26 protein-coding genes and 2 pseudogenes are annotated in these 22,475 nt (G+C 59.8%); 16 read left to right on the top strand and 12 right to left on the bottom strand.

Translation table 11 applies throughout. From position 1 onward, the window contains the following. Positions 1-95 precede the first annotated feature (95 nt). Positions 96-287 carry a DUF6771 family protein gene (locus QP181_RS14235; protein WP_333928946.1) on the top strand — a complete coding sequence of 64 codons (192 nt, stop codon included), beginning with the start codon at positions 96-98 and terminating at the stop codon, positions 285-287. 882 nt (positions 288-1,169) lie between these two features. Here the strand turns inward: QP181_RS14235 and QP181_RS14230 are convergent. Continuing rightward, complete coding sequence (locus tag QP181_RS14230; protein ID WP_333928945.1) at positions 1,170-1,625, bottom strand: hypothetical protein; 456 nt, start codon at positions 1,623-1,625, stop codon at positions 1,170-1,172. 431 nt (positions 1,626-2,056) lie between these two features. On the opposite strand from QP181_RS14230, the gene QP181_RS14225 reads away from it, so the two are divergent. Both QP181_RS14225 and QP181_RS14220 read left to right on the top strand, forming a co-directional pair. Continuing rightward, entirely contained in the window at positions 2,057-2,299 is a 243-nt protein-coding gene (locus QP181_RS14225; RefSeq protein ID WP_333928944.1) for a DUF6894 family protein, read from the top strand. A gap of 1,041 nt (positions 2,300-3,340) precedes the next feature. Then, positions 3,341-4,006: a PAS domain-containing protein gene (locus tag QP181_RS14220; protein ID WP_333928943.1), complete on the top strand. Its 666-nt coding sequence runs from the start codon at positions 3,341-3,343 to the stop codon at positions 4,004-4,006. A gap of 539 nt (positions 4,007-4,545) precedes the next feature. Here the strand turns inward: QP181_RS14220 and QP181_RS14215 are convergent. From QP181_RS14215 to QP181_RS14200, 4 genes are all read right to left on the bottom strand, one after another. Continuing rightward, positions 4,546-5,010 carry a GAF domain-containing protein gene (locus QP181_RS14215; RefSeq protein ID WP_132742340.1) on the bottom strand — a complete coding sequence of 155 codons (465 nt, stop codon included), beginning with the start codon at positions 5,008-5,010 and terminating at the stop codon, positions 4,546-4,548. Positions 5,011-5,165: 155 nt separating this feature from the next. Next, positions 5,166-5,438 carry a hypothetical protein gene (locus QP181_RS14210; protein WP_333928942.1) on the bottom strand — a complete coding sequence of 91 codons (273 nt, stop codon included), beginning with the start codon at positions 5,436-5,438 and terminating at the stop codon, positions 5,166-5,168. A 109-nt stretch (positions 5,439-5,547) separates the two neighbouring features. After that, complete coding sequence (locus QP181_RS14205) at positions 5,548-6,507, bottom strand: IS481 family transposase (protein ID WP_060527537.1); 960 nt, start codon at positions 6,505-6,507, stop codon at positions 5,548-5,550. A 102-nt stretch (positions 6,508-6,609) separates the two neighbouring features. After that, a complete protein-coding gene (locus QP181_RS14200) occupies positions 6,610-7,002 on the bottom strand; it encodes a hypothetical protein (RefSeq protein WP_333928939.1) in 393 nt (130 codons plus the stop codon). Positions 7,003-7,224: 222 nt separating this feature from the next. Here QP181_RS14200 and QP181_RS14195 point away from each other — a divergent pair, with 222 nt between their 5' ends. Then, the gene (locus QP181_RS14195) at positions 7,225-7,374 is read left to right on the top strand and encodes a hypothetical protein (protein WP_333928938.1); all 150 of its coding nucleotides are present in this window, start codon (positions 7,225-7,227) and stop codon (positions 7,372-7,374) included. A gap of 265 nt (positions 7,375-7,639) precedes the next feature. Here QP181_RS14195 and QP181_RS14190 read toward each other — a convergent pair whose 3' ends face one another. After that, positions 7,640-8,227 carry a DUF4011 domain-containing protein gene (locus QP181_RS14190; protein ID WP_333928937.1) on the bottom strand — a complete coding sequence of 196 codons (588 nt, stop codon included), beginning with the start codon at positions 8,225-8,227 and terminating at the stop codon, positions 7,640-7,642. Here QP181_RS14190 and QP181_RS20045 point away from each other — a divergent pair. The 5 genes and pseudogenes from QP181_RS20045 to QP181_RS14170 all read left to right on the top strand — a co-directional run. After that, positions 8,160-8,588: pseudogene (locus tag QP181_RS20045) on the top strand (AAA domain-containing protein); the annotation flags it as partial. The gene QP181_RS14190 and the pseudogene QP181_RS20045 overlap by 68 nt on opposite strands. A 277-nt stretch (positions 8,589-8,865) precedes the next feature. Beyond that, a pseudogene (locus tag QP181_RS20040) lies at positions 8,866-9,027 on the top strand (PDDEXK-like endonuclease domain-containing protein); the annotation flags it as partial. Positions 9,028-9,144: 117 nt separating this feature from the next. Next, positions 9,145-9,786, top strand: a complete 642-nt coding sequence (locus QP181_RS14180; protein WP_333928934.1) for a DUF3320 domain-containing protein — start codon at positions 9,145-9,147, stop codon at positions 9,784-9,786. A 67-nt stretch (positions 9,787-9,853) separates the two neighbouring features. Next, on the top strand, positions 9,854-10,264 hold the full coding sequence (locus QP181_RS14175; RefSeq protein WP_333923578.1) for a hypothetical protein: 411 nt from the start codon (positions 9,854-9,856) through the stop codon (positions 10,262-10,264). 35 nt (positions 10,265-10,299) lie between these two features. Next, positions 10,300-10,692 (top strand): DEAD/DEAH box helicase family protein, encoded by a 393-nt coding sequence (locus QP181_RS14170; protein WP_333923577.1) that lies wholly within the window; start codon positions 10,300-10,302, stop codon positions 10,690-10,692. Between the two features lie 40 nt (positions 10,693-10,732). On the opposite strand, the gene QP181_RS14165 is transcribed toward QP181_RS14170, so the two are convergent. Then, complete coding sequence (locus tag QP181_RS14165; RefSeq protein ID WP_333923576.1) at positions 10,733-10,966, bottom strand: hypothetical protein; 234 nt, start codon at positions 10,964-10,966, stop codon at positions 10,733-10,735. A gap of 80 nt (positions 10,967-11,046) precedes the next feature. Next, positions 11,047-12,219, bottom strand: coding sequence for a zinc-dependent alcohol dehydrogenase (locus tag QP181_RS14160; RefSeq protein ID WP_332754936.1), 1,173 nt, complete (start codon positions 12,217-12,219; stop codon positions 11,047-11,049). Between the two features lie 547 nt (positions 12,220-12,766). On the opposite strand from QP181_RS14160, the gene QP181_RS14155 reads away from it, so the two are divergent. After that, positions 12,767-13,432 carry an HAD family hydrolase gene (locus QP181_RS14155; protein ID WP_333928933.1) on the top strand — a complete coding sequence of 222 codons (666 nt, stop codon included), beginning with the start codon at positions 12,767-12,769 and terminating at the stop codon, positions 13,430-13,432. A 1,081-nt stretch (positions 13,433-14,513) separates the two neighbouring features. Here QP181_RS14155 and QP181_RS14150 read toward each other — a convergent pair. Next, a complete protein-coding gene (locus QP181_RS14150; RefSeq protein ID WP_333928932.1) occupies positions 14,514-14,672 on the bottom strand; it encodes a hypothetical protein in 159 nt (52 codons plus the stop codon). Positions 14,673-14,938: 266 nt separating this feature from the next. On the opposite strand from QP181_RS14150, the gene QP181_RS14145 reads away from it, so the two are divergent. Beyond that, positions 14,939-15,163, top strand: a complete 225-nt coding sequence (locus tag QP181_RS14145; RefSeq protein ID WP_333929644.1) for a glutaminase — start codon at positions 14,939-14,941, stop codon at positions 15,161-15,163. Between the two features lie 21 nt (positions 15,164-15,184). Next, positions 15,185-16,216 (top strand): hypothetical protein, encoded by a 1,032-nt coding sequence (locus tag QP181_RS14140; RefSeq protein WP_333928931.1) that lies wholly within the window; start codon positions 15,185-15,187, stop codon positions 16,214-16,216. A gap of 26 nt (positions 16,217-16,242) precedes the next feature. Here the strand turns inward: QP181_RS14140 and QP181_RS14135 are convergent, their stop codons facing one another. Then, complete coding sequence (locus tag QP181_RS14135) at positions 16,243-16,944, bottom strand: HAD family hydrolase (RefSeq protein WP_333928930.1); 702 nt, start codon at positions 16,942-16,944, stop codon at positions 16,243-16,245. Between the two features lie 298 nt (positions 16,945-17,242). Between QP181_RS14135 and QP181_RS14130 the strand changes: the two genes are divergently transcribed. Continuing rightward, positions 17,243-17,485 carry a hypothetical protein gene (locus QP181_RS14130; RefSeq protein ID WP_132734839.1) on the top strand — a complete coding sequence of 81 codons (243 nt, stop codon included), beginning with the start codon at positions 17,243-17,245 and terminating at the stop codon, positions 17,483-17,485. Positions 17,486-17,560: 75 nt separating this feature from the next. After that, complete coding sequence (locus QP181_RS14125) at positions 17,561-18,757, top strand: DUF6895 family protein (RefSeq protein ID WP_333928929.1); 1,197 nt, start codon at positions 17,561-17,563, stop codon at positions 18,755-18,757. 17 nt (positions 18,758-18,774) lie between these two features. On the opposite strand, the gene QP181_RS14120 is transcribed toward QP181_RS14125, so the two are convergent. Next, entirely contained in the window at positions 18,775-19,101 is a 327-nt protein-coding gene (locus QP181_RS14120; protein WP_333928928.1) for a hypothetical protein, read from the bottom strand. Between the two features lie 141 nt (positions 19,102-19,242). Here QP181_RS14120 and QP181_RS14115 point away from each other — a divergent pair, with 141 nt between their 5' ends. Then, complete coding sequence (locus QP181_RS14115) at positions 19,243-19,395, top strand: hypothetical protein (protein WP_165886437.1); 153 nt, start codon at positions 19,243-19,245, stop codon at positions 19,393-19,395. 282 nt (positions 19,396-19,677) lie between these two features. Further along, positions 19,678-21,600 (top strand): acyltransferase family protein, encoded by a 1,923-nt coding sequence (locus QP181_RS14110; RefSeq protein ID WP_333928927.1) that lies wholly within the window; start codon positions 19,678-19,680, stop codon positions 21,598-21,600. A gap of 99 nt (positions 21,601-21,699) precedes the next feature. Here QP181_RS14110 and QP181_RS14105 read toward each other — a convergent pair whose 3' ends face one another. Beyond that, entirely contained in the window at positions 21,700-22,455 is a 756-nt protein-coding gene (locus QP181_RS14105; protein ID WP_333928926.1) for a Crp/Fnr family transcriptional regulator, read from the bottom strand. Between the last annotated feature and the right edge of the window lie 20 nt (positions 22,456-22,475).

Raw genomic sequence — 22,475 nt, 5'->3', positions numbered from 1 at the left:
CCTTTTCGTTTGGCCGCCTGTCATGAAAACGTGCCGGCGCCGATCGAGGCGGAATTCGCGAAACGCGGCCTGTCGCCCTACGCGACCTTCAACTGATGGCGGGCGTCATCACCGCCGAACGGATCGCTGACCTGATCGAGCAGGCCCCCGGCTGGGCGCTGGTGGCGCTGACGGTGCCGCAGGAGCGGTTGCGGGCGGACGCACGAAGGGAGGTTGCTGAACACGTCTACAGCGCGCTCTACCGGCCGATGGATGTTGAGGCGGGGCAGCTTCGTTTGCCGCTGTAGGCAGGCGAATTGCGGCGGACTTCCGGGTCGATCTGTAGGGGCGCCTCGTCCGCAGTCGCCCAATTGTCGCCGTTCAGCGCCGTATCGCGGCGCCTGGAAGCCGTCGTTCATTCAGGATGTAGGACAATGTTGGCCGCAGTATCGGTTGCCCCCGATCTGACGCAGGCATAGAGTAACGCGGCTTTATAGGTGGGGAACCAGACCATGAACGCTACTGATGAACTTCGTCGGGCTAGACCAAAGCACCTCTTGATTGCAGCAGTGCTCGTCCTCGTGACGATCACGCAATATGCTGGCTTGAAAGACGCTGTACGCGACTTTGGTCATGGCTTCCGGGATGGTATCGGTGGGCACTAAGCCGAGCCGACTCCGAGCACTGTCGCCTACCGGAAGCCTAAAGTAGCTTGACCGCTTTCCCCTTCCATCCCGGCCGTTCTGTTTACGCTCAATTGCGGACGTTGCCCGCGTATGACATATATTTGGATGAACGGGAGCTATCGATGTCGAGTTGGATCAGGCGGCTGAAAAACCGGATGCCTCCACGACTACGGATGTTCTTCGCAAGGTTGTTTCTGCTGGTTGCCACTTGGCTTGCCGTGACCGGTGCGATCGAGATGATTCGAGGCAACGCTACTTTCAGCCCGCTAGTTTTGACGGGCTTGGTTCTAGGATGCGCTTTAGCTGCCATCTTCAAACCTGTTCCGCTCGATTACCGTCAGCCCGCGGAATAGATCGCTTGCAAGGGGACGCTCGCTAACCTTCCCATCCCGGCATTCCGCTTCCGCCCAGAGTAGGACGTTCCAGTGGGAAACTCGCGGTCTCGAAAGCGGACATCCGTTCATAACTATGACCGCGCACGCAACGTCCCTGATCGTGATGCTATCAGCTGACGCGCATTCCCGGCGGTACTAGGGCGGAACACTTCTCTGCAAATTCTTGGCGGAATGCGGCGGGTGCTACTGGAAAAGTGCGCGAATTGCCGTTGTACGTCGCAACTAGTGGCGCGCCGTTCTTTAGTGCCAACAGTACGGGATCGCTGATCGCAAACTGGATTTCGAAGGCCGTTTGATCTCCGATCATTCGTAGATCGGGATTGGCAGAACGCGTTGCGGTGCCAAAACTCAAGGACATCGCAGGCTGGGGCCATCTTTGCGCTGTCGTGAATCCTCTAACCTGAACGGTGGTTTGCGTACCGCTGCACGTCATAATGAAGCTTGGTTTGCCTTCCTCGTAATAACTGATCGCAGGACGGGTTGTGGTCATTCCTGCAATATCCCACTTCGCCGAGCTTTCGAGAGGCATAATCGGAAGCAGGAGGGTGGCGAGGACGGCAATCATGAACAGGTCCTTTGCAGTGACGCAGTAGCATGGATACTATCATCGAATGCCGCTTAGCCAACAGTAATCGCGATCAAAGCCATGAGCCAATTCACGGGCTTTACAGCGACCAACGAACGGCAGGAAACCTCGGGTTCCGCCGATGCAAAAGCCTGCATCTGGGACGTCCATTAAGTGGCTGATTTCCTGGGGTGCGGCCCCAAAAGCGGTCCTTCCGCTTTCCTTCCCAAACCGGACATTCCGTTTTCGCCCAGACTCAGACGTTCGGGCGACCAATCTTGCTTTCGCATAACGGCCATTCGTTAATCGCGGTAAATGTGTCACGGTTGGTGGTTAACCGAAATCGCGTGGACTAAGCATCAAACAGGTTACGACGCGGCCGTGCAACATGGGTAAATGACCACTAGTCGGCGTTCCGACATACTGAGGGCATGCAGCGATATTTCGTCAATGTGTCCGAATATGGTCGCTGGATCACAGACGATGACGGATTTCTCGCCCCCGGGCTGGAGGTTGCTCGGCAAATGGCTATCGCGGGGGCCCGCGAGATCATGGCGGCTGACATCTTAAACGGCAAACTATGCGTATCGACAACGATCGAGATATTGAATGAGAATAGGATCGTTCTGGATCGCGCGTGGTTCAAGGACTTTGTTCACGTATCTGACGGCTAATCGCAGAGTTTATTGCCAAACGCATGGCTTTTACAGCGTCGCGCTTTCCCTCCGTCAGAGCCCTGGCTTCGTTCATAGCTTGGACTTCAAACGGGGTTAGCGGTCGCCCGAAGATCCGTTCGAAGTGGCCCTGCAGCTTGCTCGGTTTCATTTCGCGAGAATAACAAATTTCGGATTTTTCGATACACTATATGTTAGGCAATTGCCGTGGAAAAATCCGATGCAGTCGGCGCGCGCATTCCGTGATAGCTTTCCTGTAGCGAGCGTCTGAAGCCGCCAGTCCGCTTTCCTTTCCCCTTACAAGCTTGCCTCGGTGATAGCGAAAGGTGACATCAGCGGAACGGGTATGGACATTTTAGTAACATTGCCCGTTAATCAGAATGTGATTGGGGCCGACTCCATTGACAGGCGCATGTCCGGCGTTGTTCGAAAAGACTGTCTTGCGCGTGAGAACGCGTAAACCGCAATGGCTCTAATCCGCATCATAAACTTGCGGAAAGGCAGTAATGGGCTGGGGAGGTTTTCGAGCCTCCCCTCTATCTTTCTGCCAGACGGCTTTGAAAAATTTATGTCCCGTACGCTGTCCGCTAATTTCTGGTGACAACTACGTTGCCTCTGGACCGCTAAGCGGTCAGTCCGCTTTCCTTCCCAGACCGGCCGTTCCGCTGTCGCCCAATCTTTGCCGTTGCCCGGTCCGATTGCATTTCCTGATTGCAGACGATCGATCAGGCTAGGTTGCCAGCGGCAGACCTCGAGCCCGCAACCTCCGGTTGTAAAAGGTGCTCCCGCCGATTGAGCTTCGCTAACGTTCGACGATACCGTATGCGCATCGTTGCCGCAAAACGCTTAGAAGGCAATATTCGTCGGAGTTTTCCTGGATTCCTGACTTTGGCCGCCGGTTCATTGTTCGAACTTGCATTGTCGAGCCGATACTATGAAGTAGAGAGAGAAGCTCTACAATGCCGTAAGGCTCGTCTGTTCCTAGTCATAACTTTTGATGCTAATATATGTGGATAATTCAAATCCGTTGAGGAGGGAACAATGCCTGCTGCTCATTGCGTATCATCGCTCGAAGGGACGATACTGCACGCAGATCAAGGTTTTCTCGACCTGCTGAAACGTCGTGAAGACGAAGTGATCGGAATATCCTATCGTCAAATTACGGATCCTCGGGATCTGGAACGAAGCGCCGACATGCTAGCGCTATTAAAAGAAGGTGCCGCCCCTGTTCGATTGCAGAAACGATACCTGCGACCTGACGGCACCTCCATCGCGGCAAATCTGCTTGTTACCCGCTTCTCGGGACCTGATCGTTTGATAAGTACGCTGTTCTGGCATGATAACGGCCGCGACCCGCCACCGGCTAGGCTATGGGAGGCAGCGCTTCGGATACGTCATGTACACGACGCTCGTATCAGGCTGTTCGGTGCCGATCTAAGCACTGATCCGATCGGATCAGTGCTCATCGGCATCTACTTGGCCGAGGCCGAGGGCAGGAGCATTGGGCTGTCCAAGATCGCAACATATGCAGGCATCGCAAACTCGACCGCTGCTCGGTGGATCGAAGTGTTGCAGCAGCGCGGGATCGTTGAGGGAGAACACGACGCAACGATTGACCTCCGGTTGAGCCAATCAGGATTAGACCGAGTGGAGGCAATGCTGGCGACGGTTTACGAGGCAGGCGATGCGGCCGTCATGTTGGCGTAAAGTTCGTGCATAAACCCACGGGCAATGGGTTGCGCGGGGGGCGCCTAGCCACTGGACCTATCGCTGCTCAAATCGAAAGTGCCAAGCTTAACTCCGATCAATCCCATACAGGTAGCATCAGCCTGCTGTCTTGATCTAGATTATTCCCGCTAGACCTCACGGTGCGCGTTGGAATGCGAGACAGGAGGCCGAGGATGACTCTCGACCAACAGAACAGATTGAAGGCGCTTCTACTGGAAGCGCTGATAATAGCCGATAAAATGGAGGGGCATGATGTTCTCGCCCTCTATATCGTCCAGGCACTAGATGCCCTGACGCCCAACGTCCGACGGTAAAGGTCTAGCCTCAGGTGTTCCGCCTGCCTTACCAGAAGTGGTCAGGCTGCTTTCGTTGCGTATCGGCCATTCCGCTTGCGTTCACACCTGGACGTTTATGCAGGCGATCTACGGTCCGCGATAATCGTCTGCGCCGGACAATGCGCCTCGTGCGGACCAAGCTTCGCGACGAAACAATGCTCGTTATCCTAACTCGCGTCTGGTTCAATCGGCAGATAGTATCGAGGCGATCCTGTCCGCAAACCCCTTCAGCATCGAAACTTTGCCGAGACCAGCTAGCTTCCGTGGTTCGGGATCGATGGCGCAAAGAGTGCCATAGAACGAGCCGTCGGTGAGGACGATGGGAAGTGAAACATAGCTCTTAAACCCGTATAGGGCCGGAGCGGGATGGCTTAGCCACTTCGGATTTCCCGCCACGTCGTCTATCACCACAGTATTACCGTGCTCGCGTATGTCGTTGCAGATAGTCGTTGAAACCCTCAGTTCCTCACCCGGTGACATCCCAAAGTCGATTTGATCGACGACTTGACAGGCAATCCAGCGTGTATCGGTAACACGAGCAAGGGCGACAAACCCCATTCCGGTTGAAGCGGCGACTTCGTCTAAAATCTGGCGGATACCGTCGTCATCACCGTCGCGAGCGACGCCAGCTGCAAATTCATCACGCATACTCGTCGTTACCGGTCCCGCGGGGGACGGCAACTGTTCCCAACCGTCACGCATCAATTCGTTTTGCGTAGATGCCGCTTTACCGAATTGGTGGCGAACTCGGTGTCTCGCACTCCCAGATTGCGTTTCCGTCGTTTGATGCAAAGCAAGGATTGCTACTTTAACCTTCGTACGGCTTTGCCAACGCTGAAACCGGAAAGCCACGCGAAACGCTCTGACATTTTGTCTTGAATTTCAAAGGGGCATTGGTCCGGAACGCCCTCGCGTTGACCGCTTCTCAAGCCCGCTTCATACGCATCGCGTAACAATGGTTCGTCTGGTTCCATTGGATGGTAACGCTCAAAGGCAGAAATCGGATTGAGCGAGATCAATACAAATTTGTGCTCGAAGGCGAATCTCGTTTTACGCCCCAGTTGCAGCGCGATCATGGGATTTAAAAGGCATACGCATTTCCATTTCATCATCGTTTTGACGTCGCAGCGTTGTGTCGGCTATCGCCATCGGCGTTCCCGAATGCGGAAAGTCCGCTTTCCTTCCTTAGGTGTTTAGTCCCGGCATCTGGTGGATCGGATCGATGATGAACCTATCGGGCTCTGACGTCCAGATTTTGGCGATGTATTCGTAAGGCGTGAGGCCACTTAGCGTCTTGAGCCGGCGGGCGAAATTGTAGGCTGCCATGAAGTCGGCGAGGTGCACCCGCAACTGCTCGTGGCTCTCGTAGTGAAAGCGTTTGACGGTCGCTTCCTTAATCGTGCGGTTCATCCGTTCGACCTGACCGTTGGTCCAAGGATGGTTCGGCTTGGTAAGCCGGTGCTCGATGTCATTGGCTTCGCAGATCATGTCGAAGCGCATCTGCCGCGACCAGGCGGTGTTCCGGTTACGCGGCTGCTCGGCGAACTGGATGCCGTTGTCGGTCAGGATCGTGTGGATACGGTAGGGCACAGCCTTCAGCAGGTGTTCCAAGAACTCCCACGCCGTTCGCCTGTCAGCCTTGTCGACGAGATGGGTGACCGCGAACTTACTCGTGCGGTCGATGCCGACGAACAGGTAGAGCTTGCCTTCGGCTGTCTGAACCTCGGCGATATCCATGTGAAAGAAGCCGATCGGGTAGCGCTTGAAGCGCTGTCGATTAGGCTTGTCGCCCTCGATATCTGGCAGACGGGATATGCCGTGCCGCTGCAGGCAGCGGTGCAGCGCTGAGCGTGTCAGATGCGGGATCGATGGCTGCAACGCATAGAGGCAATCGTCGAGCGGCAGGAGTGTGTGGCGCCGGAATGCGACGACCGCGGCCTCCTCGGCTTCGGTCAAGGTCGTGGAGTGAGGGGCCTTCGGCCCGGTCTTTAAATCCTCAACCGTCGCTCGCTTACGCCACTTCGCCACCGTCTTCGGGTTGATCCCGAGCTCCCGGCTCAGCGTCGAGAGCGAAGCTTGCGATCGCTGTATTGCTGCTCTGACGGCGTGCGTGGTCGTGGCGCTCCCGTGACGTACCTGTCCCATGCTGCTTCCTTCCATTCTAACGAAAGGATCGCACCATCAAACCGTGGGATCAAACACCTAGCGGACGTCCAATGCCCTATCAGCACCGGTCCGAAGCACCCGTCAGCTTGGCCAGCGCGTGCGTGGCTCGTCGAGGGCGAGCGCCGTGGTGGTCGCGTCTCGTTCGTCGATGGCGATCACGTGTTTGGCAGAGAATGGAAGCTCCGTGCCAAGCCAAAACTCGTCGTTCTCGGCGACGGTATCGGGTTCGTTATTTAGAACACCAAGATACCCGTCTGATGTCCGCTCTCGGACAAGCACCCACATCCGCTCGAATGAGACATTCCCATCCGCATTGTCGACATTTATGCAAAAAATAAGCTTTGCATGATCGCCAGCTTCAAGGCTTTCTCGCCTGTCTCGCTCAGGTATCCAGAAGGTTTCAGGCGCGTCGGCATGGTAGGCCTCCCCGTCCTCAAGGCACCACCCGTCGATCTCGAAATCTGGCTCGCGCATCGGACGACCTTAGCGCCGTCGCGAGGGTCTGCAACGACTGCTTGGGACGCTTTGGCTAGGGAAATGGCTCACCTTAAACCGTGCTAGCGGCATAGTCTGCATCGGGCATGGCGGATGGTGTCAGTCGAGAAACTCCCGGCTGAGCTGCGCTAAAAGTGTTTCGCGCGTACGAGTTTCACGCTCCCAAATCGTCAAAACTCGCCACCCGGCTTGGGAAAGTGCATGAGCCTTTTCCGCATCGCGCTGGATGTTCCGCTCAAACTTGGCGTTCAGAACTCCACGCGCGCCTTCGAGGTGCGTGCCGAAGTCGGTCTCGGCACCCCATTGCAAGGAACGATGCGGCTTCCAAAGACGGGAGCTCGAGATTCATGACAACCGTTGAAAGTAGAGGTTTCGACCCAAAGGTCCTTTGCTCTCGTACTATCACCCCGATCGAACACTCGACCGGGCCGTTTGGACCATGAGGTTTCCACGCCTCGACCCACGATTCGCTCGCGGGCCGTAACCTACTGTCCGACATCCCGCATGGTATGCAACTCACACACAGTCTTTTTGACGTGGCGATTGCGGATCTCGAGCGATCGACGTCCTAGAAAAATTTGAAAAGGCGTAATCCGGGTGCTGCCTATCGCCGGCGTTAGAATGGCCCTGAAGCCATCCGCAGCTGAACAGGTTGTGGTAGACTTGGTGACCCTTCACGACCTCGAAGCTCGCGGTCGCGATCCGCTGTCGATCCATGTCGGCGAACTCGCGCGCCACCCTGCTCCTCCTCCAGCGTGCGGGCATCGAAGTAGAGCTCGAGCAGGCGCTTTTGCAGGCCCTTGGGCGTCAGGCGGGTCTGGAGACGGGTGTCGACGTGACGCGAGTAGACACCGCGTTCGTCGGCGACGTCATCTTCGGGTTGCGCGAGATCGGCGATCTCGTCCGACTCTTCCGCCGGCACGTCTTCGCCGGTTTGCTCACCGGCGGGTGCCGCCTTGCCCGCGAGGAACGAGAAAGGGCGCGCCTCACCGACGAGCATGCGGAAAATCTCGCTGCTGATCTCGTCGACGACTTCGACCGCTTTCGCGCCTTTCGCCGGGCGCGGCATGTTGAGCAGACGGTTCCTCGCCGAGAGATCGAGCAGCTCGGTCCGCGCGCGATCCAGCTTTTCATCTATGGGAAGGTCGCTCTGGAATACCGAAACGGTCGGCTCGTCCTGCTCGATACTCGGTACTGTAGCCAATCTCCGCCCCCACTTCGCGATACTTGCGACAATAAGGCGCGAAAAGGCGCATCATCAGGCGGTCCCCGCACGGGACGGCGGCGCGGTCGGTCCGCTCGGCGTGCTGCGCGCGGAAATAGCCCGCAAGCGCGGTCACATGCCGATCCGCAAGCTCATGGAGAAGGCCGCGCCCGCGGTGCAGGCGTTGAAGCCGGTCTTCATGATGAGCCCCTTGTCCGTGGCGCAGTTCCTGGCGCCCGGCCTGTTCGACTTCGATCTGCTGGTCATGGACGAAGCGAGCCAGATCCAGCCGGTCGACGCGCTCGGTGCGGTCGCCCGCGCGAAGCAGGTCGTCGTTGTCGGCGATCCCAAGCAGCTGCCGCCCACCGCCTTCTTCTCTAAGATGACCGGCGGCGGCGCAGACGATGACGACGATGCAGGCACCCGCGTCACCGACATCGAAAGCATCCTAGGCCTGTTCACCGCGCGCGGCCTGCCGATGCGGATGCTGCGCTGGCATTACCGTAGCAAGCACCAGTCGCTGATCGCGGTCAGCAACCGCCAGTTCTACGAGAACAAGCTGTTTATCGTCCCCAGCCCCTACACAGCCGAAGCCGGCATGGGCCTGCGCTTCCACCGCATTCCGCAAGGCGTGTTCGATGCCGGCGCGACGCGGACCAACATGGTCGAGGCGACCCGGCCCTTATCTCATCGGCATCGAGTGCGATGGCGCATCATATCACGACGCCCGCTCGGCCCGCGATCGCGATCGGCTTCGTCAGTCGGTCCTCGAGAGCCACGGCTGGACGATCCACCGCATCTGGAGCACCGACTGGTTCCAGCGGCCCAAGGAACAGATCGACCTCGTCATCGCACGGATCGAGGCGGCCAAGGCCGAGCATGATTCCCAGGCCGCCGGCGGAAAGGCCACGCGTGCCGTGAACGTCGAGATCACGACGCTAGAACGCGAAGGCTTTACCGAGGTCGGCTTGGCGGCGCCCGACGTGCAGCCCTCGAACACCCTATACGAAGAAGCCGAACTCACCCGACCCTCGCATCTGTTCGGCGAGCTTCACGAGACGCCGCGTGGCGCGTTGTCAATGCTCGCGGAAGAGGTCGTGCGGATCGAGGGCCCCGTCCACGCTTGCGAAGTCATCAATCGTATTCGCGACGCATGGGGACTGAAGCGAGCCGGCCCCCGTATTCAGGAGGCAGTCGAAGCGGCGATCGCGGTGTCGGTCCGCGAAGGCCGCATCACCGACAAAGACGATTTTCTTGACCTGCCGAGCCGGACGCCAAAGGTGCGAGACCGCAGCACGGTTCGCTCAGCCTCGCTGCGAAAGTCTGACACGCTGCCGCCGGCTGAACTCGAAATCGCGATCCTCGACGTGGTGCGGATCAACTACGGCGCGACCGACGACCAGGTCATGCAAGCCGCCGCCCGTGCCGTCGGTTTCAAGTCGACCAGCAGCCAGCTGCGCGACCTGCTGGCGGACGTGATCGCCGCAGCGATCAAGGGCGAGCGACTTGCCCGGCAAAGCGGCATGCTCGTGCTCGGGTCTGCGGCGTCCGGCGAGTGAGGAAGCGACCCTGCCGTCTGCGCCGCAACGTGTTGCAGAATCCAGTCCGCTCGGCCAGGACCGCGGCGTGAACAGCACGCCGGAAGCACGGGCCCGGGCGGTCATCGACGGGCAACTCGCGGCGGCGGGATGGGTGGTGCAGGACCGCGCCGACATGAACCGTCTCGCCGCGCCGGGAGTCGCGGTGCGCGAGTTCCCCCTGGCGACCGGGCCCTGCGACTATCTCCTGATCGTCGCGGGCAAGGCTTGCGGCGTGATCGAGGCCAAGCCGGCGGGCACGACGTTGTCCGGCGTGACCGAGCAAGCCCGGGGCTATCAGCCGCAGCCGCAGCAGATACTGGCGGCCTGGAGCACACCGTTTCGCTTCGATTATCAGGCGACGGGGACCGAGATCCTATTCTCGGATCGCGTCGACCCCTTCACCGCTCGCGTCGGGTCTTTGCCTTCCACCGGCCGGAAACGCTGCACGAGTGGCTGAAGGCGGGATCGTCGCTGCGTGCGCGCCTCGTCGACATGCCGCCGCTGATCACCACGAACCTGCGCGACTGCCAGGTCGAGGCGATCGAAGGGCTGGAGGCGTCGCTCGGCAGCGACCGGCCGCGCGCATTCGTGCGGATGGCGACGGGCGCGGGCAAGACCTTCACCGCCGCCACGCTCGCCTATCGCCTGCTCGCGCACGCCGATGCCCGGCGCATCCTGTTCCTGGTCGATCGCAACAACCTCGGGCGGCAGGCGGACTTTCAAGGTGATTTTTACCTAGTCAAGGTCGCTTGGCCGTCACTCAAAGCTCGATACTACGGGCGCAAACCGTTTCCCGCCTACGTTCCGGTCGGTCACAGCATGCGTTGCTCCATTACAGAATTAAGGGCTGGCCTCCGTGCGGCCGAGAATAGCAGAAGTTATTAAATTGCGCGCCGGCAAGCCTAATATACGAGCATGGCGTGTTTTAGCCGTCGCCATAATAGGCGATGTTGGTCTGGCCGCCATGCGCCATGAAGCCGGTGTTCGTCTCGGTCTTGCCGGCATGCGGGTTGGGGTAGGATCCGCGGCCGCTCTCGCCGCCTTCGCTGCGGCCATGGACGTTTGCGCCATGGTTGCCGCAGGGAGCGTCCGAGGCGCCGTCCGGTGCGCCCTTGCTTGCCGAATTGCCGGGAACGGGGGTCTGAACCTTGTCACTCATCGGGACGTCCTTCTGAAGGGAGCGGATCGAAAACAGACCGACTCGATCCGCTCGACAGGAGCGGACCGGGTCGGGAGGGGTTACGGTCGCAGCACGACCTTGATGACGCCGTCCTGCTTGTCGCGGAACTTCTGGTACATCTCGGGCGCATCCTCGAGACTGGCTGGGTGCGTCACGACGAAGCTCGGGTCGATATCGCCCGCCTCGATCCGCGCGAGCAGCGGCTTGGTATAGGCCTGGACGTGCGTCTGGCCGGTCTTGATCGTCAGGCCCTTGTTCATCATCGCGCCGATCGGGATCTTGTCACCCATCCCGACATAGACGCCGGGGATCGAGATCGTGCCACCCATCCGGCAGCTCATGATGGCCTCGCGCAGGACGTGCACGCGGTCGGTCGCGAGGAAGGTCGCCGCCTTCACCTTGTCGATCACCGCGTCCATCGCGCCATGACCCGACGCCTCGGCACCGACTGCATCGATGCAGCTGTCCGGACCGCGACCCTTGGTGCGGAACTGGAGTTCGTCATAGACGCTGTCGACTTCGGCGAAGTTAATCGTCTCCGCGCCGCCGGCCTCGGCCATGGCGAGACGCTCGGACACCTCATCGATCGCGATCACGCGGCCCGCGCCGAGCATCAGCGCGGAGCGGATCGCGAACTGTCCGACCGGACCACAGCCCCAGATCGCCACGGTATCACCCGGCTCGATCTGAGCATTCTCGGCGGCCATGTAGCCGGTCGGGAAGATGTCGGAGAGGAACAGCGCCTGCTCGTCGGTGACGCTGTCGGGCACCTTGATCGGGCCGATATCGGCCATCGGCACGCGCAGATACTCGGCCTGGCCGCCGCAATAGCCGCCCAGCATGTGGCTGAACCCGAACAGGCCGGCGGGCGAATGGCCCATCGCCTTGATCGCCATCTCCGAGTTCGGATTGGTCCGCTCGCAGGCCGAGAACAGCCCCTTGCGACAGAAGAAGCAATCACCGCAACTGATCGTGAACGGCACGACGACGCGGTCGCCAATCTTCAGATTGGTAACTTCGGAGCCCAGTGCGACGACGACGCCCATGTTCTCGTGGCCGAGAATATCGCCCGCCTGCATCGTCGGCTGGTATCCGTCGAGCAGATGAAGGTCGGACCCGCAGATCGCGCAGGCCGTAACCTTGATGATCGCATCGCGGGGATGCTTGATCTCGGGATCCGCAACAGTATCGACCCGAACATCGCCTTTTCCATGCCAAACCAGTGCGCGCATCAGAATGTCTCCGTTATAGAATTGCAGTATGATGCTCACGCGCGACAGGGCAGCTCATCAGACATGACTCGGCAATGGCGCAAATGCCGCCCGATCATCATCAACACTATGCACTGTCGCTGCGAAGTTCCGGCTGCCACGCAGATGCGTCGTCGCCGTCGGTGTGAGCGTATTCTGGGGAGTATAGCGATCCGGACAGCATCATCGTTCCTGCTGAAGGCCAATATCTGCCATTTATATTTCATACTGATTGGTATCAACATCGATATGTTTAAATCGAAGTGTTCGGGCAACGCGAAAAACTACGCATAACAATGACTTGCCAAGCCGCATTGTTAGAGAGATGTCGTTGCGTTGGCGATACAGAAGCTATCGATTGCTCCCTTAAACGACGAAGCCTAGCCAAGATCGCCTAAGTTGGGTCAATTCGGAGTGTGGACCGTTAGGACGCTATCGCACTCTGTCGACTCCGTTCTCCCGCTACGCCTTCAAGGGCGCTGCGGTGTTCCGAATGGCGGATGCACGACTTCAGATCCGGGATAGTCTCATGCAGATCAAAGCCATTCTCTTTGATATCGACGGTACGCTGGTCGACACCAACGACATGCACGTCCTTGCCTGGGAGGAGGCGTTCGCGACAGTCGGCGCATCGTTCGACCGCCAGATGATCCACGACCAGATCGGCAAGGGGACCGACATGCTCGTGCCGACGCTGCTGCCCGATGCGGACGAGGATCAGCAGGAAGGCCTCGGCGACACGCACGGCGCGATCTTCAAGGCGAAGTATTTGAAGACCGCCAAGCCGTTCGCGCAGGCGCACGACCTGCTGGCGCACGCGCATGGTCTCGGCCAGCAAGTCGTATTGGCCTCGTCGGCCTCCGAGGCGGAACTCGACCATTACATAGACCTGCTCGACGCACGCGACCTGATCGCCGCGACGACGAGCAGCGACGACGTCGAGAAGACCAAGCCCGCGCCCGACGTCTTCGCGACAGCGCTCGAGAAACTGCCGGGGATCGATCCCGCCGAGGTGATCGTCGTCGGCGATACGCCCTACGACATCGAGGCTGCCGCCAAATGCGGGATCGCCGCGGTCGCCGTCCGATCGGGCAAGTTCAAGGACGAGCAGCTGCGCACGGCAGGCGCGATTACGATTTACGACGACGTGGCGGCCTTGCTCGCCGACTATTTACGCTCGCCGCTAGGACGCTGACTGATTGTGTCGATCGGCGAGCGCAAGCGGCGCGAGAAGCGGTAGTTTGCACGTTCCAGTGAAAAGGACGCGCCGCATGGCAAGCACGAGTTTAGGGATTACTTACCGCGAGACGTCTCGATCACCAGCGGCGGCCTCTGCATAGCGACCCGCCAAGAGTGTCGATTGTTCGCGAACCGCCGAAGTTCGGGCGCGGGCAGCCGACTTCTAAAGTTGCTATCTCACACGGATGAACGAGCGTCTGAAGTTGGGAAGCGGGAAGGGCGCGCAGCTGGGATGGGACGAAAACAGCCCGTCCGCTTTGGGAGGCTGGTGGCGATGCCAAACATTGGGCAGATGACGTTTTTCCCAGAAGGAATCACATTTCGGGAACGTCCATTGCGGTCAGTCTATTTCCCTTCTGGCTGCCCCGTGGGACAGGCGGCGTGGAGCGTATCAGGTTTCACCATGGCAAGGGTTCTGTTGAAAGCTGCGGCGTACTGCGAGGCCGCTGCCTCGCACGATTGCTGAACTCTCATGGTGCGTGGCGGCCCCGCATAGGCGTCCTGCAGGTACTTGAACAGTTGATCTGGGTCTTGGGCAGTAAAGGCTGGGTAACAACTCTTAATCCCGGGCACCGTCCGATAAACAACAGTGCCGTTGGAAATGCCGGTGTAAAATCTCGGTTGTGGCAAACCCGCGGCAGTCATGGCGTCTTTGACCCCATCCCGTTTGGAATAGTCAGCAACACACGCTTTGGCGCTTCGTAGAGCAGCTATAACCGCTTTCTGTATCGCTGGTGACTGCCTATCGAACCATGCCTTTTCATCAGGCGCTATCAACCGCGTGCGCTCTGGTCGCAGTCCTTGAGCCACCAACGACCCGGCAAGCGTAGCCGACACAATCCCTATAAATATCGATGCGCCCCGGTCCATCCAGCCCCCCTGAGCGTCAGTTGCCGAGCTTGCTCCCACTGCGCGTAAACGTCCATCTCCGGGGCACCACCGGCCGTTATCGCAAGCTCACTTTCCGGTACCGAGCGGGTTGCCCTGTCGGTTGGCAGCGTGATGTCGGTCGGGCCGCCCAAAAGGGCGATCTTCCTTTACGAAGCGTCCTGCACGTCCTTCTCGAACACGAGTGCGAGGTAAAGATTGGCGAGCGCATAGTGGCTCGAACACGCGTTCGGGTCCTCCGTCGCGGCAGCCATCTCAAGCTCCATTTCGGCGCGACGCTCGTAATAGCGTCGATCCTCATCCGTCACCACAATCCGCCTCCTGCGCGGTTCGAGCCGCGTCCTTCCTTGTTTGCGCGATCGCTCGCGTTTGGCGGGTTCCTAAACCTTGGACTGGGCTATCACAAGGTTAATTGTTCACTTTCTGTTCTTGCGCTCTGTAGAGCTAACCGGAGAGGGAATCGGCTCATGAGTAGCTTGCGGCTCCACCAAATACCGTTCGAGTGGCGTCTCGCGAAGTTCCGTTCTTCCCGTGTCGCACGTCGGCTAATTTCCCGTCGCCTGCGCATGGCGATATGGAGGAACCGGGTGATGGCGGGTGCCGGGATGAACGACGGCGATCTGGCGGTATCATGGCGATCGCGCCCGGCATTGCCTCGATCGCAATGTGGTCGCCCAATCTGGATCAGCACGGCAATTCGATGCTCAACGCCCGCACCGCTGGTCCGTCTTCGGTCCCCGGATCGTCTGAATGGAGCGTCTCCACACACGCTTGCCGACGAAGCCAAGCTCGCTCATGATCGTGCAAAAGGGGGACGCGCGTGAACAAGTGGGTGCTGATAGTGGCGCTGGTCATGGCAACGCCGGTCACGGCGCGGGATCTGGGCGTGCCGGCCGACAAGGGCTGGAAACACGCCGAAACCGGCCTGATTCTCATGCCGCAACTGGCCGGTCTTTCGCGCACGACGCTGACCGATGCGACCGAGACCGAGCATGACGTGGCGGCGCAATATGACGTAGCGGACAAGAGCGTGTTCGCAACGATCTATCTCTTCCACCCCGCGATTCCCGATGTGGCGCTATGGTTCGATCGGTCGCAGACCGCACTCGAAACGCGCGACATCTTCCGCCATGCCGCCCCGGCAAGCGCCGATCCGATCGCCTTCGCCGCGACGAACAGTGGCACGGCAACGTCCCTGCGCCAGGTCTATGCCTCACCCGGCGGCGCATATCGGAGTACCGCCCTCGCGGTCGTGCCGGTCGGCGAATGGATTGTCAGCATCCGCATGAGTGCGAAGACGCTGACCGCGGACCAGCTCGACGCCAGCATGCAACAGGTGATCAAGGCCGTCCGTTGGCCGCCCTCAACTACCATCGCAACCATCGCGGCAGCTCCGGTCAAGACTTGCGCCACGCCGATGACGTTCACCAAGGCCAAACAGGCCAAACCGAACGGTGGCGACCTGCTGATGTCACTGATGGCCAGCACCATGGCAGCAAAGGCAAAAACGGAGGAGAAGCCGACTGCGCCCGTGCCGCAACCGAACTGGTGTCGTGACGGCACCGCAAGCACCGAGTACGGCGTCTATCGGTCGAGCGCGAGCACGGGTGGTTACATCATGGCACTCTACGATGCCGGTCGGGTCGTCAGCGTCTATCCTTCGCTGATGGGCCAGATTGACAAGAGCGGGACCTATGCGGTGTCGCTGGAGGATGTCGAAAGCACGACGTCCGTCTTTCCATCGTTCACAGCCCTGCCCTCGCCCAAGCAGGTGTGGGATCTGGTCGGAAGCGGCAAACGCAGCGGTACGATGAAGGGCAAGCAGATGACGATCGACCCGAAAGTTTTCTGACCAGGGCGCCTGCCCGAACCGAAGGGTCAACCGCGATTGATACGATCGATCAGCGCGGGCAGTTTGGCGAGGCTTCCCAGCGTCTCGAAACGATCGGAATCCTCAGGGGGCGTCGCATGTTCATGAGCCCACGCGCCGTCCTGTGGAACATAGGCCGCCCATGCCCCAGCCTCCAGCGCCGGACGCACGTCGGAGCGCATCGAGTCCCCTGCCATCACCACCTCGGCAGGCTGCACCGCATAACGCTTGAACAGCCGCGTGAAGGTATCGGCGGTCTTGTCGCTGACGATCTCGACACCGGCAAACCGATCGCCGAGGCCAGATGCGGCAAGCTTCGCCTCCTGATGCAATAGGTCGCCCTTCGTGACGAGGACAAGCCGCCCGCGATCCGCCAAATCCTCCAGCGTCTGCGCGATCCCGTCGAACAGTTCGACCGGGTGCGCAAGCAGTGACCGGCCTGCCGCGAGGATGTCCGCGACCATCGTCGGTTTCAGATCGACACCGCAAAGCTCGACCGCGGTCTCGATCATCGACAGCGTGAAACCCTTCGCGCCGTAACCGTAAAGCGGCAGGTTGCGCGCCTCGCACGCTTCCAGCGTCGGGCGGGCGACCTGCGCGTCGGCGAACGGCCGCAGCATCTCCAGCAGCGCATCCTCGGCCGCATTAAAGTGCCGCATGTTGTGCCAGAGCGTGTCGTCGGCATCGAGGCAGATTAGGCGTATCGTCATGGCCATATTTTACACCCGGCATTTTGCCGCACCATGACTATTCGCCGACAGTGCGCGCCGTAAACCGTCAAACCAGGCTGTTCGTGGCAGGCCAACCATACTCACGCAGCAGGATCGATATGATCGCCACTATGCTCTGCGGAATCTTGCTCCGCGGCCAGTCGCGAGCAAAGTGGAACAGTCAACAGAATTTATCGTATAACAAAGTTTGCCTCCGTTTTAGTGCATACTGACATTCATAATATCATGCAGACGAGTATTTTCCTCCCAGGGCGAATCACCCAAAAAGGAGAGTATGATGCCAACGCAAAAACAGATCGCGGAACTTGCCCACTCGCTCCACGATCGGAAGATCATCAATCTCGATACATCGATGCGCGACGCCCTCAGTGTATCTTCGACGGTTCTGAATGATCCGAACGTCGTCGCCGACTGGAATGTCGTCGGTGGGTCCCACTATTTCCTGGTTACGGGAATTCAGGGCGGCCTGGAAAAGGTCGCAAACCCGTCGACCATCGGAAAGACGATCGCTCAGCATTGAGAATCACTGACATAATGGCGTTTCGTCTTCGCATCATGGCCATGACGAGGCGCCATTATACATATGAGCAATGTCATGGCCGATAAGACCGTCGAAGACGAATGCATCACGATCGAACTGGTAAAGTACTTCTTGTCGGTCAGGCCGCTTATCGCCAAGTTGGACGCGATAGACGCCGACACGTTTCAATCCCAAGGGTTGCGCGCATCGAAGGTCATTTCCGAAATCCTGCTGTTCTTCGAACTGGCGGAACCGGTCGTCACGCGCGCCGGTCAGCTTCGCGACCGCGTCGTGGCATTCGTTTCATGGGCGGTGCATGAGGTGTGTACTGAGGCATTTATTGCCAACGCGGAACGGCGGCCAGCCGAGGCAAGCCGGTTCGGTATCATTCTATTGTGCGCGCGACGCTATGGTGTGTGCTTGCCTATGCTGGCGCGGATCGAGGCACTGATCCGGTCGCCCGGATATTTCGGCGTCGAGCGGCTCCCGTTTCGGCATCACGAAGCGACATGGCTGTATGAGCGGGTGACGAACGTTGCCGTCGCCGAACATCTTGTATGCCGGTCATCGCTCTTGTCGCGATTTACGCACCCCTCGATGATGGCGAGGACGGATCTTTATGCAAAGACGCATTCGGCGATGTTCGAGACCGATTTTGGCCGTCGCCGATCGGAGCACTGTACGATATTCCCCGACGTGGCGATCGCGCTGGATCACGATCTGGCCTATACGTTCTGCGATGCGGACTGGGATCTCGTCGGGGAAATCTGCCTGACGCAGGTGTTTCTGGAATGTCGCGGCGCGACCTTCCATCAGGCAGACGCTGCCCTGAGATCAATATACAAGAAATTTGGCTTTGTACCGTCGATTACATTCGACAGTAGGACGGCGAACTCTTTGCCACAGCACGACGCCGATCTCTATCGCTTCATTCATTCCTATCACACCACGTTGGTATTCGGGTTGCTGATAGTGTGTGCCGCCAATGCCATTCCCGCTCGCATCGAGACGTCCGATATCGAACCGGCGAGCGGAAATGTCTTGGCTGCGATCGTCGAGAAATTCGGTGTTTCGGAATTGGACTATGGGCCGATGAACGAAGACTGGTTTTCGGATGATTTCGGGATGGGGTTGGACATGCTGATCGATGGCTATGCGACGCGATGCTACGTTAGTCACGGCCTTGGCGATGCTCGCGCATTGCTCGAGCAATGCGCGGAACACGCGGGACCATTAGCGCGCGACTCACACGCCTTTTACGCGCGCTTCTGATCACCCACCGGTCGAACCTACGCCGATGCGTCGAACTCGTTAAACGCGGAGCGCACTTCGTCGGCGGTGGCGTCATCAGCGACGTCGACCGTGACCACGACCCTGCCGTTCAACGCGGCATCATCTCGCGTCTCTTGGCTTGATGTGCCAGCAGCGGCGTCGGCGCCGGCATCTTCGGTGCCCGCGGAGTTCGCCTCGCCATCCGGGGCAACCAGGACCTTGGCACGATCTATGTTGAATTGCTGGACCAGCCGCTCGACGGTCATCTCGGCTTCACGGCGCGTATCGAATTTTCCGGTCAGTTTCATGGTCATCTCTCCAGCCGGTATGGCTTTCTGGAACAACCATCCAGATCGCCGACGGTGCCATGCGGCACGGCTTTTCGTTACACCAGCGCGCAGCGATTGACGTGATCTGTCACAGGCTCTTACCGTGGCGACCATGCCAGGCTTTGAAAGCCGAACCCTGCTCGACTGGAATAGTGCATGCCGCAACGCGCGCTCAAGCCCGACCAACGCCTTCGCGAACATCTCGAAGATGCGCTGGTCGAGGCGGAGCAGCTCGGCTGGACGGTCGTCGCGGCGCTTATATCCGAAGCGCTCGATGCGATGGATTCGCCGTTGGCAAATACAGCGTAGAATTGGGCTGGGTTTTTGGCGGGATTGAACCCGAGAAGCCGTAGCAAATTGCATCGAAATGGAGGTTTCTGTTCGGTCGGTTTGCATTTGTACGAAAAAGAGAGGGTTCACGCGTGATCGAGGCAAATGGCCGACCTCGATAGTATTGCCATATGAAAATGGTTTGCTAACCCGCCGCCGGGGGAGAGAAATATGCAGGCGGGGGCGGCGTTTGTCGTACATGGACGATCGGGACAGCGTGACGGTTCGGATCTAGGATCGGACCGGGCGACGACTGCGCCGGTGCATGCCACGCCATATCGTGGCGACATCGATGGTCTGCGCGCGATCTCGGTTATTGCGGTCATCATCTATCATCTGTTCCCGACCCGCTTCCCGGCGGGCGGGTTGGGTGTCGATATCTTCTTCGTCATATCGGGATATCTGATCGGCGGGATCGTCCTTGCCAGCGTTGCGGCGCGGCGGTTCACCTTTGGCGATTTCTACCTGCGACGCCTGCGCCGGATCGCACCGGCGTTCGTTGTGATGATCATCGCCACCACGTTGGTTTCGACGATCCCGCTCTATCCCCAGGAGCTGGCGAGTTTCGCCACCAGTGCGCTGGCGGCGCTGGCGTGTGTCGGCAACATATTCTTCTATTTCACATCGGACTATTTCGCGGCCGACAGCGCGACCTTGCCGTTGCTGCATACCTGGTCGCTGGGTGTCGAAGAACAATTCTACCTGGTATTTCCGTTCCTGCCGTTGCTGATCGCGCATTCCCGGTGGAAACGATGGCTGGTGCCGATCATGACGGCGACGGCACTGCTCTCGCTGGCGGTGAGCATCGCCTATGTCCGGACGAACGCCGCAGCGGCATTCTATCTTCTGCCTAGCCGGTGGTGGGAATTGATGGTCGGCGTCCTCGCATCGCAGATGCGGGGGGACTGGCTGACATCCCGGCCGCTGACGCGCTTGGCCTCCGCCGCGGCAGGGCTGGGTCTGATCGCCGCCTCCCTCCTGCTGGTACGGCCCGAGCACGGGTTTCCGGGGCTGGTCGTCGTGCCGGCCTGCCTGGGAGCGGCGCTGGTTCTGATCACCGGTCAGGGCACATCGACGATCGTGCATCGCGTGTTGAGCGTTTCCCCGGCGCGCTATATCGGCCTGGCGTCCTATTCGCTGTATCTCTGGCACTGGCCGGTCATCGTTCTCTACCGCCAGCACCGACTGATCGGCAAACTGCTGATACGGGACGCGGTCATCGTTCTGATCGTGACGGCGATCCTCGGATTTGCGTCCTGGAAATTCATCGAAGGCCCCTTTCGCGGAAAGATGGCACCACGCCGACTGGGCGCATGGTGCGGCGGGCTGATCGCCATCGCAGCGCTGTTGCAGGTCGGTATCCTGGCGACCGGCGGCCTGCCGGAACGATTTTCCCCGACGGTTCTGGCGATAGCAAGCGCCGGGGGCCAGTCCGGATCGATGCCAAAGCCCAAGGCGAACTGCTTTCTCACCAATCAAAGCAGCGTTGGCGACTTCGACAAGATCCCATGTCTCGCGCGGGAACAGGGCAAGCCCAATTGGCTGCTGGTGGGAGACAGCCATGCATCGATGATGTGGCGTGGGTTATCGGTGGTACTGCCACAGGTGCATTTCCAGACTGCGGTCGTGTTCGGCTGTGAGATGCCGCTCGATCCGCGGCCGACCGGTCGCGTGTGCGACGACCTGATGCACCAGGTGCTGGTCCGCGACCTGGATACCGCGCGGCCCGATGCGGTGCTCGTGATCTGGCGCTGGATCCGGTTGGATATTCCCGCGCTGAAACGGCTGCATGATCGGCTTGCGGGCAAGGGCATCGCGCTGATCGTCATGGGGCCGACCCCGGAATATTCCATGCCGGTGCCCCGGATCATGGCAGAGAGCGTCAGGCGAAGCGATCCGGGACTGCTGGCACGAACCATCGAACCGCGCCTGTGGAAAAACGATCGGGAACTCGCGGCACAGGCGAAGGCGATCGGGTTTACCTATCTTTCGCCGCTCAAGGCGATGTGCCCCAAACGGCGCTGTATCGTCGAGAGCGCCGACGGCGGGCTGCTATATTTCGATGCCGGTCACTATAATCAGGTCGGTTCGCAGACCGCCGTGCGTCGCTTGATCGCGAACGATGCGTCGCAGGGATGGCCCCTGCGACAGGCATTGGCGGACGCGAGCGCGCCGACCTACTGAGCCCAGGGAGGGGGCGGAGTCGGGTGGTTCTCGTCGACCCGAAGCCCCCTCGGTTGGCGACTCCCATCGATAGCGCGGGGGCTGGAGGGAAGGCCCGGGTCATTCCCCCAGCAGGCGCCGATATTCGGCCTCCGCATGGCCATAGGTGTCTGCGGCGAGCAGCATCAACTTGGCGCGATCGCGAACGATCACGCGGCCACGAACCGCCCGGATCGCCTGCTCCTCCTCGAGCCGGTGGAGCGCATCGGTGATGCTGCTCCGACGGACGCCAAGCATCAGTCGAAACTCCTCATGGGTCATGCAGATGTCGTCGTCGCGGACGCGATCGTGATACAGCAGGATCCAGCGTGCCATGCGCCGCTCGATCGAATGCGCGAGCGACGAGACGATCGTCCGTCCCATCTGGATCATGAAGACGTTGACGAACCGCAACAGCGACAGGCGCAGCGTGGTGCTCTGCTCGGCGAGCGTAACGAAGCGCTCGGCCGAAATCCGCAAGGCCTCGCCGCGTTCCGCCCGCATCACCACGTCATAGGGCGATCGTGTCGTGCCGAGCAGCAATGGCCAGCCGATGCACCCTTCGGCACCGATCAGCCCGACGGCATAGCGATGCTCGCCTTCGAGCGCGTCGAGCACCCCGGCGATACCCTCTTCCGGGAAGCACAGGCTGTCGATCACATCCCCTGCATGCGACAGGGTATCGCCGATCGAAAACGGCACGCGGGTCAAATGCGGTGCAAGCAGCGCGAAGTCGTCGGTGCTCAGGCTGCGCAGCAACAGGTTCTTGGTATCGCCCTGTTGGATGTGCTCGATCAACACATCGGGTTCGGCGGTTCCCAATACATTCCACGTCATCGTTGCTTCCCGGAAAAAGG

It is taken from the genome of Sphingomonas sp. LR55, assembly GCF_036856015.1.
Taxonomy (GTDB): Bacteria; Pseudomonadota; Alphaproteobacteria; order Sphingomonadales; family Sphingomonadaceae; genus Sphingomonas.
The sequence above is the reverse complement of the archived record's forward strand: the minus strand, read 5'-3'. Positions and strand labels throughout refer to the sequence as shown.

What these genes read in the sequence shown, in the direction of transcription:
- QP181_RS14235 (WP_333928946.1), top strand. Translation starts at nt 96, where the DNA reads ATGGCGGGCGTCATCACCGCCGAACGGATCGCTGACCTGATCGAGCAG.
- QP181_RS14230 (WP_333928945.1), bottom strand. Translation starts at nt 1,625, where the DNA reads ATGATTGCCGTCCTCGCCACCCTCCTGCTTCCGATTATGCCTCTCGAA.
- QP181_RS14225 (WP_333928944.1), top strand. Translation starts at nt 2,057, where the DNA reads ATGCAGCGATATTTCGTCAATGTGTCCGAATATGGTCGCTGGATCACA.
- QP181_RS14220 (WP_333928943.1), top strand. Translation starts at nt 3,341, where the DNA reads ATGCCTGCTGCTCATTGCGTATCATCGCTCGAAGGGACGATACTGCAC.
- QP181_RS14215 (WP_132742340.1), bottom strand. Translation starts at nt 5,010, where the DNA reads ATGCGTGATGAATTTGCAGCTGGCGTCGCTCGCGACGGTGATGACGAC.
- QP181_RS14210 (WP_333928942.1), bottom strand. Translation starts at nt 5,438, where the DNA reads ATGATCGCGCTGCAACTGGGGCGTAAAACGAGATTCGCCTTCGAGCAC.
- QP181_RS14205 (WP_060527537.1), bottom strand. Translation starts at nt 6,507, where the DNA reads ATGGGACAGGTACGTCACGGGAGCGCCACGACCACGCACGCCGTCAGA.
- QP181_RS14200 (WP_333928939.1), bottom strand. Translation starts at nt 7,002, where the DNA reads ATGCGCGAGCCAGATTTCGAGATCGACGGGTGGTGCCTTGAGGACGGG.
- QP181_RS14195 (WP_333928938.1), top strand. Translation starts at nt 7,225, where the DNA reads ATGAGCCTTTTCCGCATCGCGCTGGATGTTCCGCTCAAACTTGGCGTT.
- QP181_RS14170 (WP_333923577.1), top strand. Translation starts at nt 10,300, where the DNA reads ATGCCGCCGCTGATCACCACGAACCTGCGCGACTGCCAGGTCGAGGCG.
- QP181_RS14165 (WP_333923576.1), bottom strand. Translation starts at nt 10,966, where the DNA reads ATGAGTGACAAGGTTCAGACCCCCGTTCCCGGCAATTCGGCAAGCAAG.
- QP181_RS14160 (WP_332754936.1), bottom strand. Translation starts at nt 12,219, where the DNA reads ATGCGCGCACTGGTTTGGCATGGAAAAGGCGATGTTCGGGTCGATACT.
- QP181_RS14155 (WP_333928933.1), top strand. Translation starts at nt 12,767, where the DNA reads ATGCAGATCAAAGCCATTCTCTTTGATATCGACGGTACGCTGGTCGAC.
- QP181_RS14145 (WP_333929644.1), top strand. Translation starts at nt 14,939, where the DNA reads ATGGAGGAACCGGGTGATGGCGGGTGCCGGGATGAACGACGGCGATCT.
- QP181_RS14135 (WP_333928930.1), bottom strand. Translation starts at nt 16,944, where the DNA reads ATGACGATACGCCTAATCTGCCTCGATGCCGACGACACGCTCTGGCAC.
- QP181_RS14130 (WP_132734839.1), top strand. Translation starts at nt 17,243, where the DNA reads ATGCCAACGCAAAAACAGATCGCGGAACTTGCCCACTCGCTCCACGAT.
- QP181_RS14125 (WP_333928929.1), top strand. Translation starts at nt 17,561, where the DNA reads ATGGCCGATAAGACCGTCGAAGACGAATGCATCACGATCGAACTGGTA.
- QP181_RS14115 (WP_165886437.1), top strand. Translation starts at nt 19,243, where the DNA reads ATGCCGCAACGCGCGCTCAAGCCCGACCAACGCCTTCGCGAACATCTC.
- QP181_RS14105 (WP_333928926.1), bottom strand. Translation starts at nt 22,455, where the DNA reads ATGACGTGGAATGTATTGGGAACCGCCGAACCCGATGTGTTGATCGAG.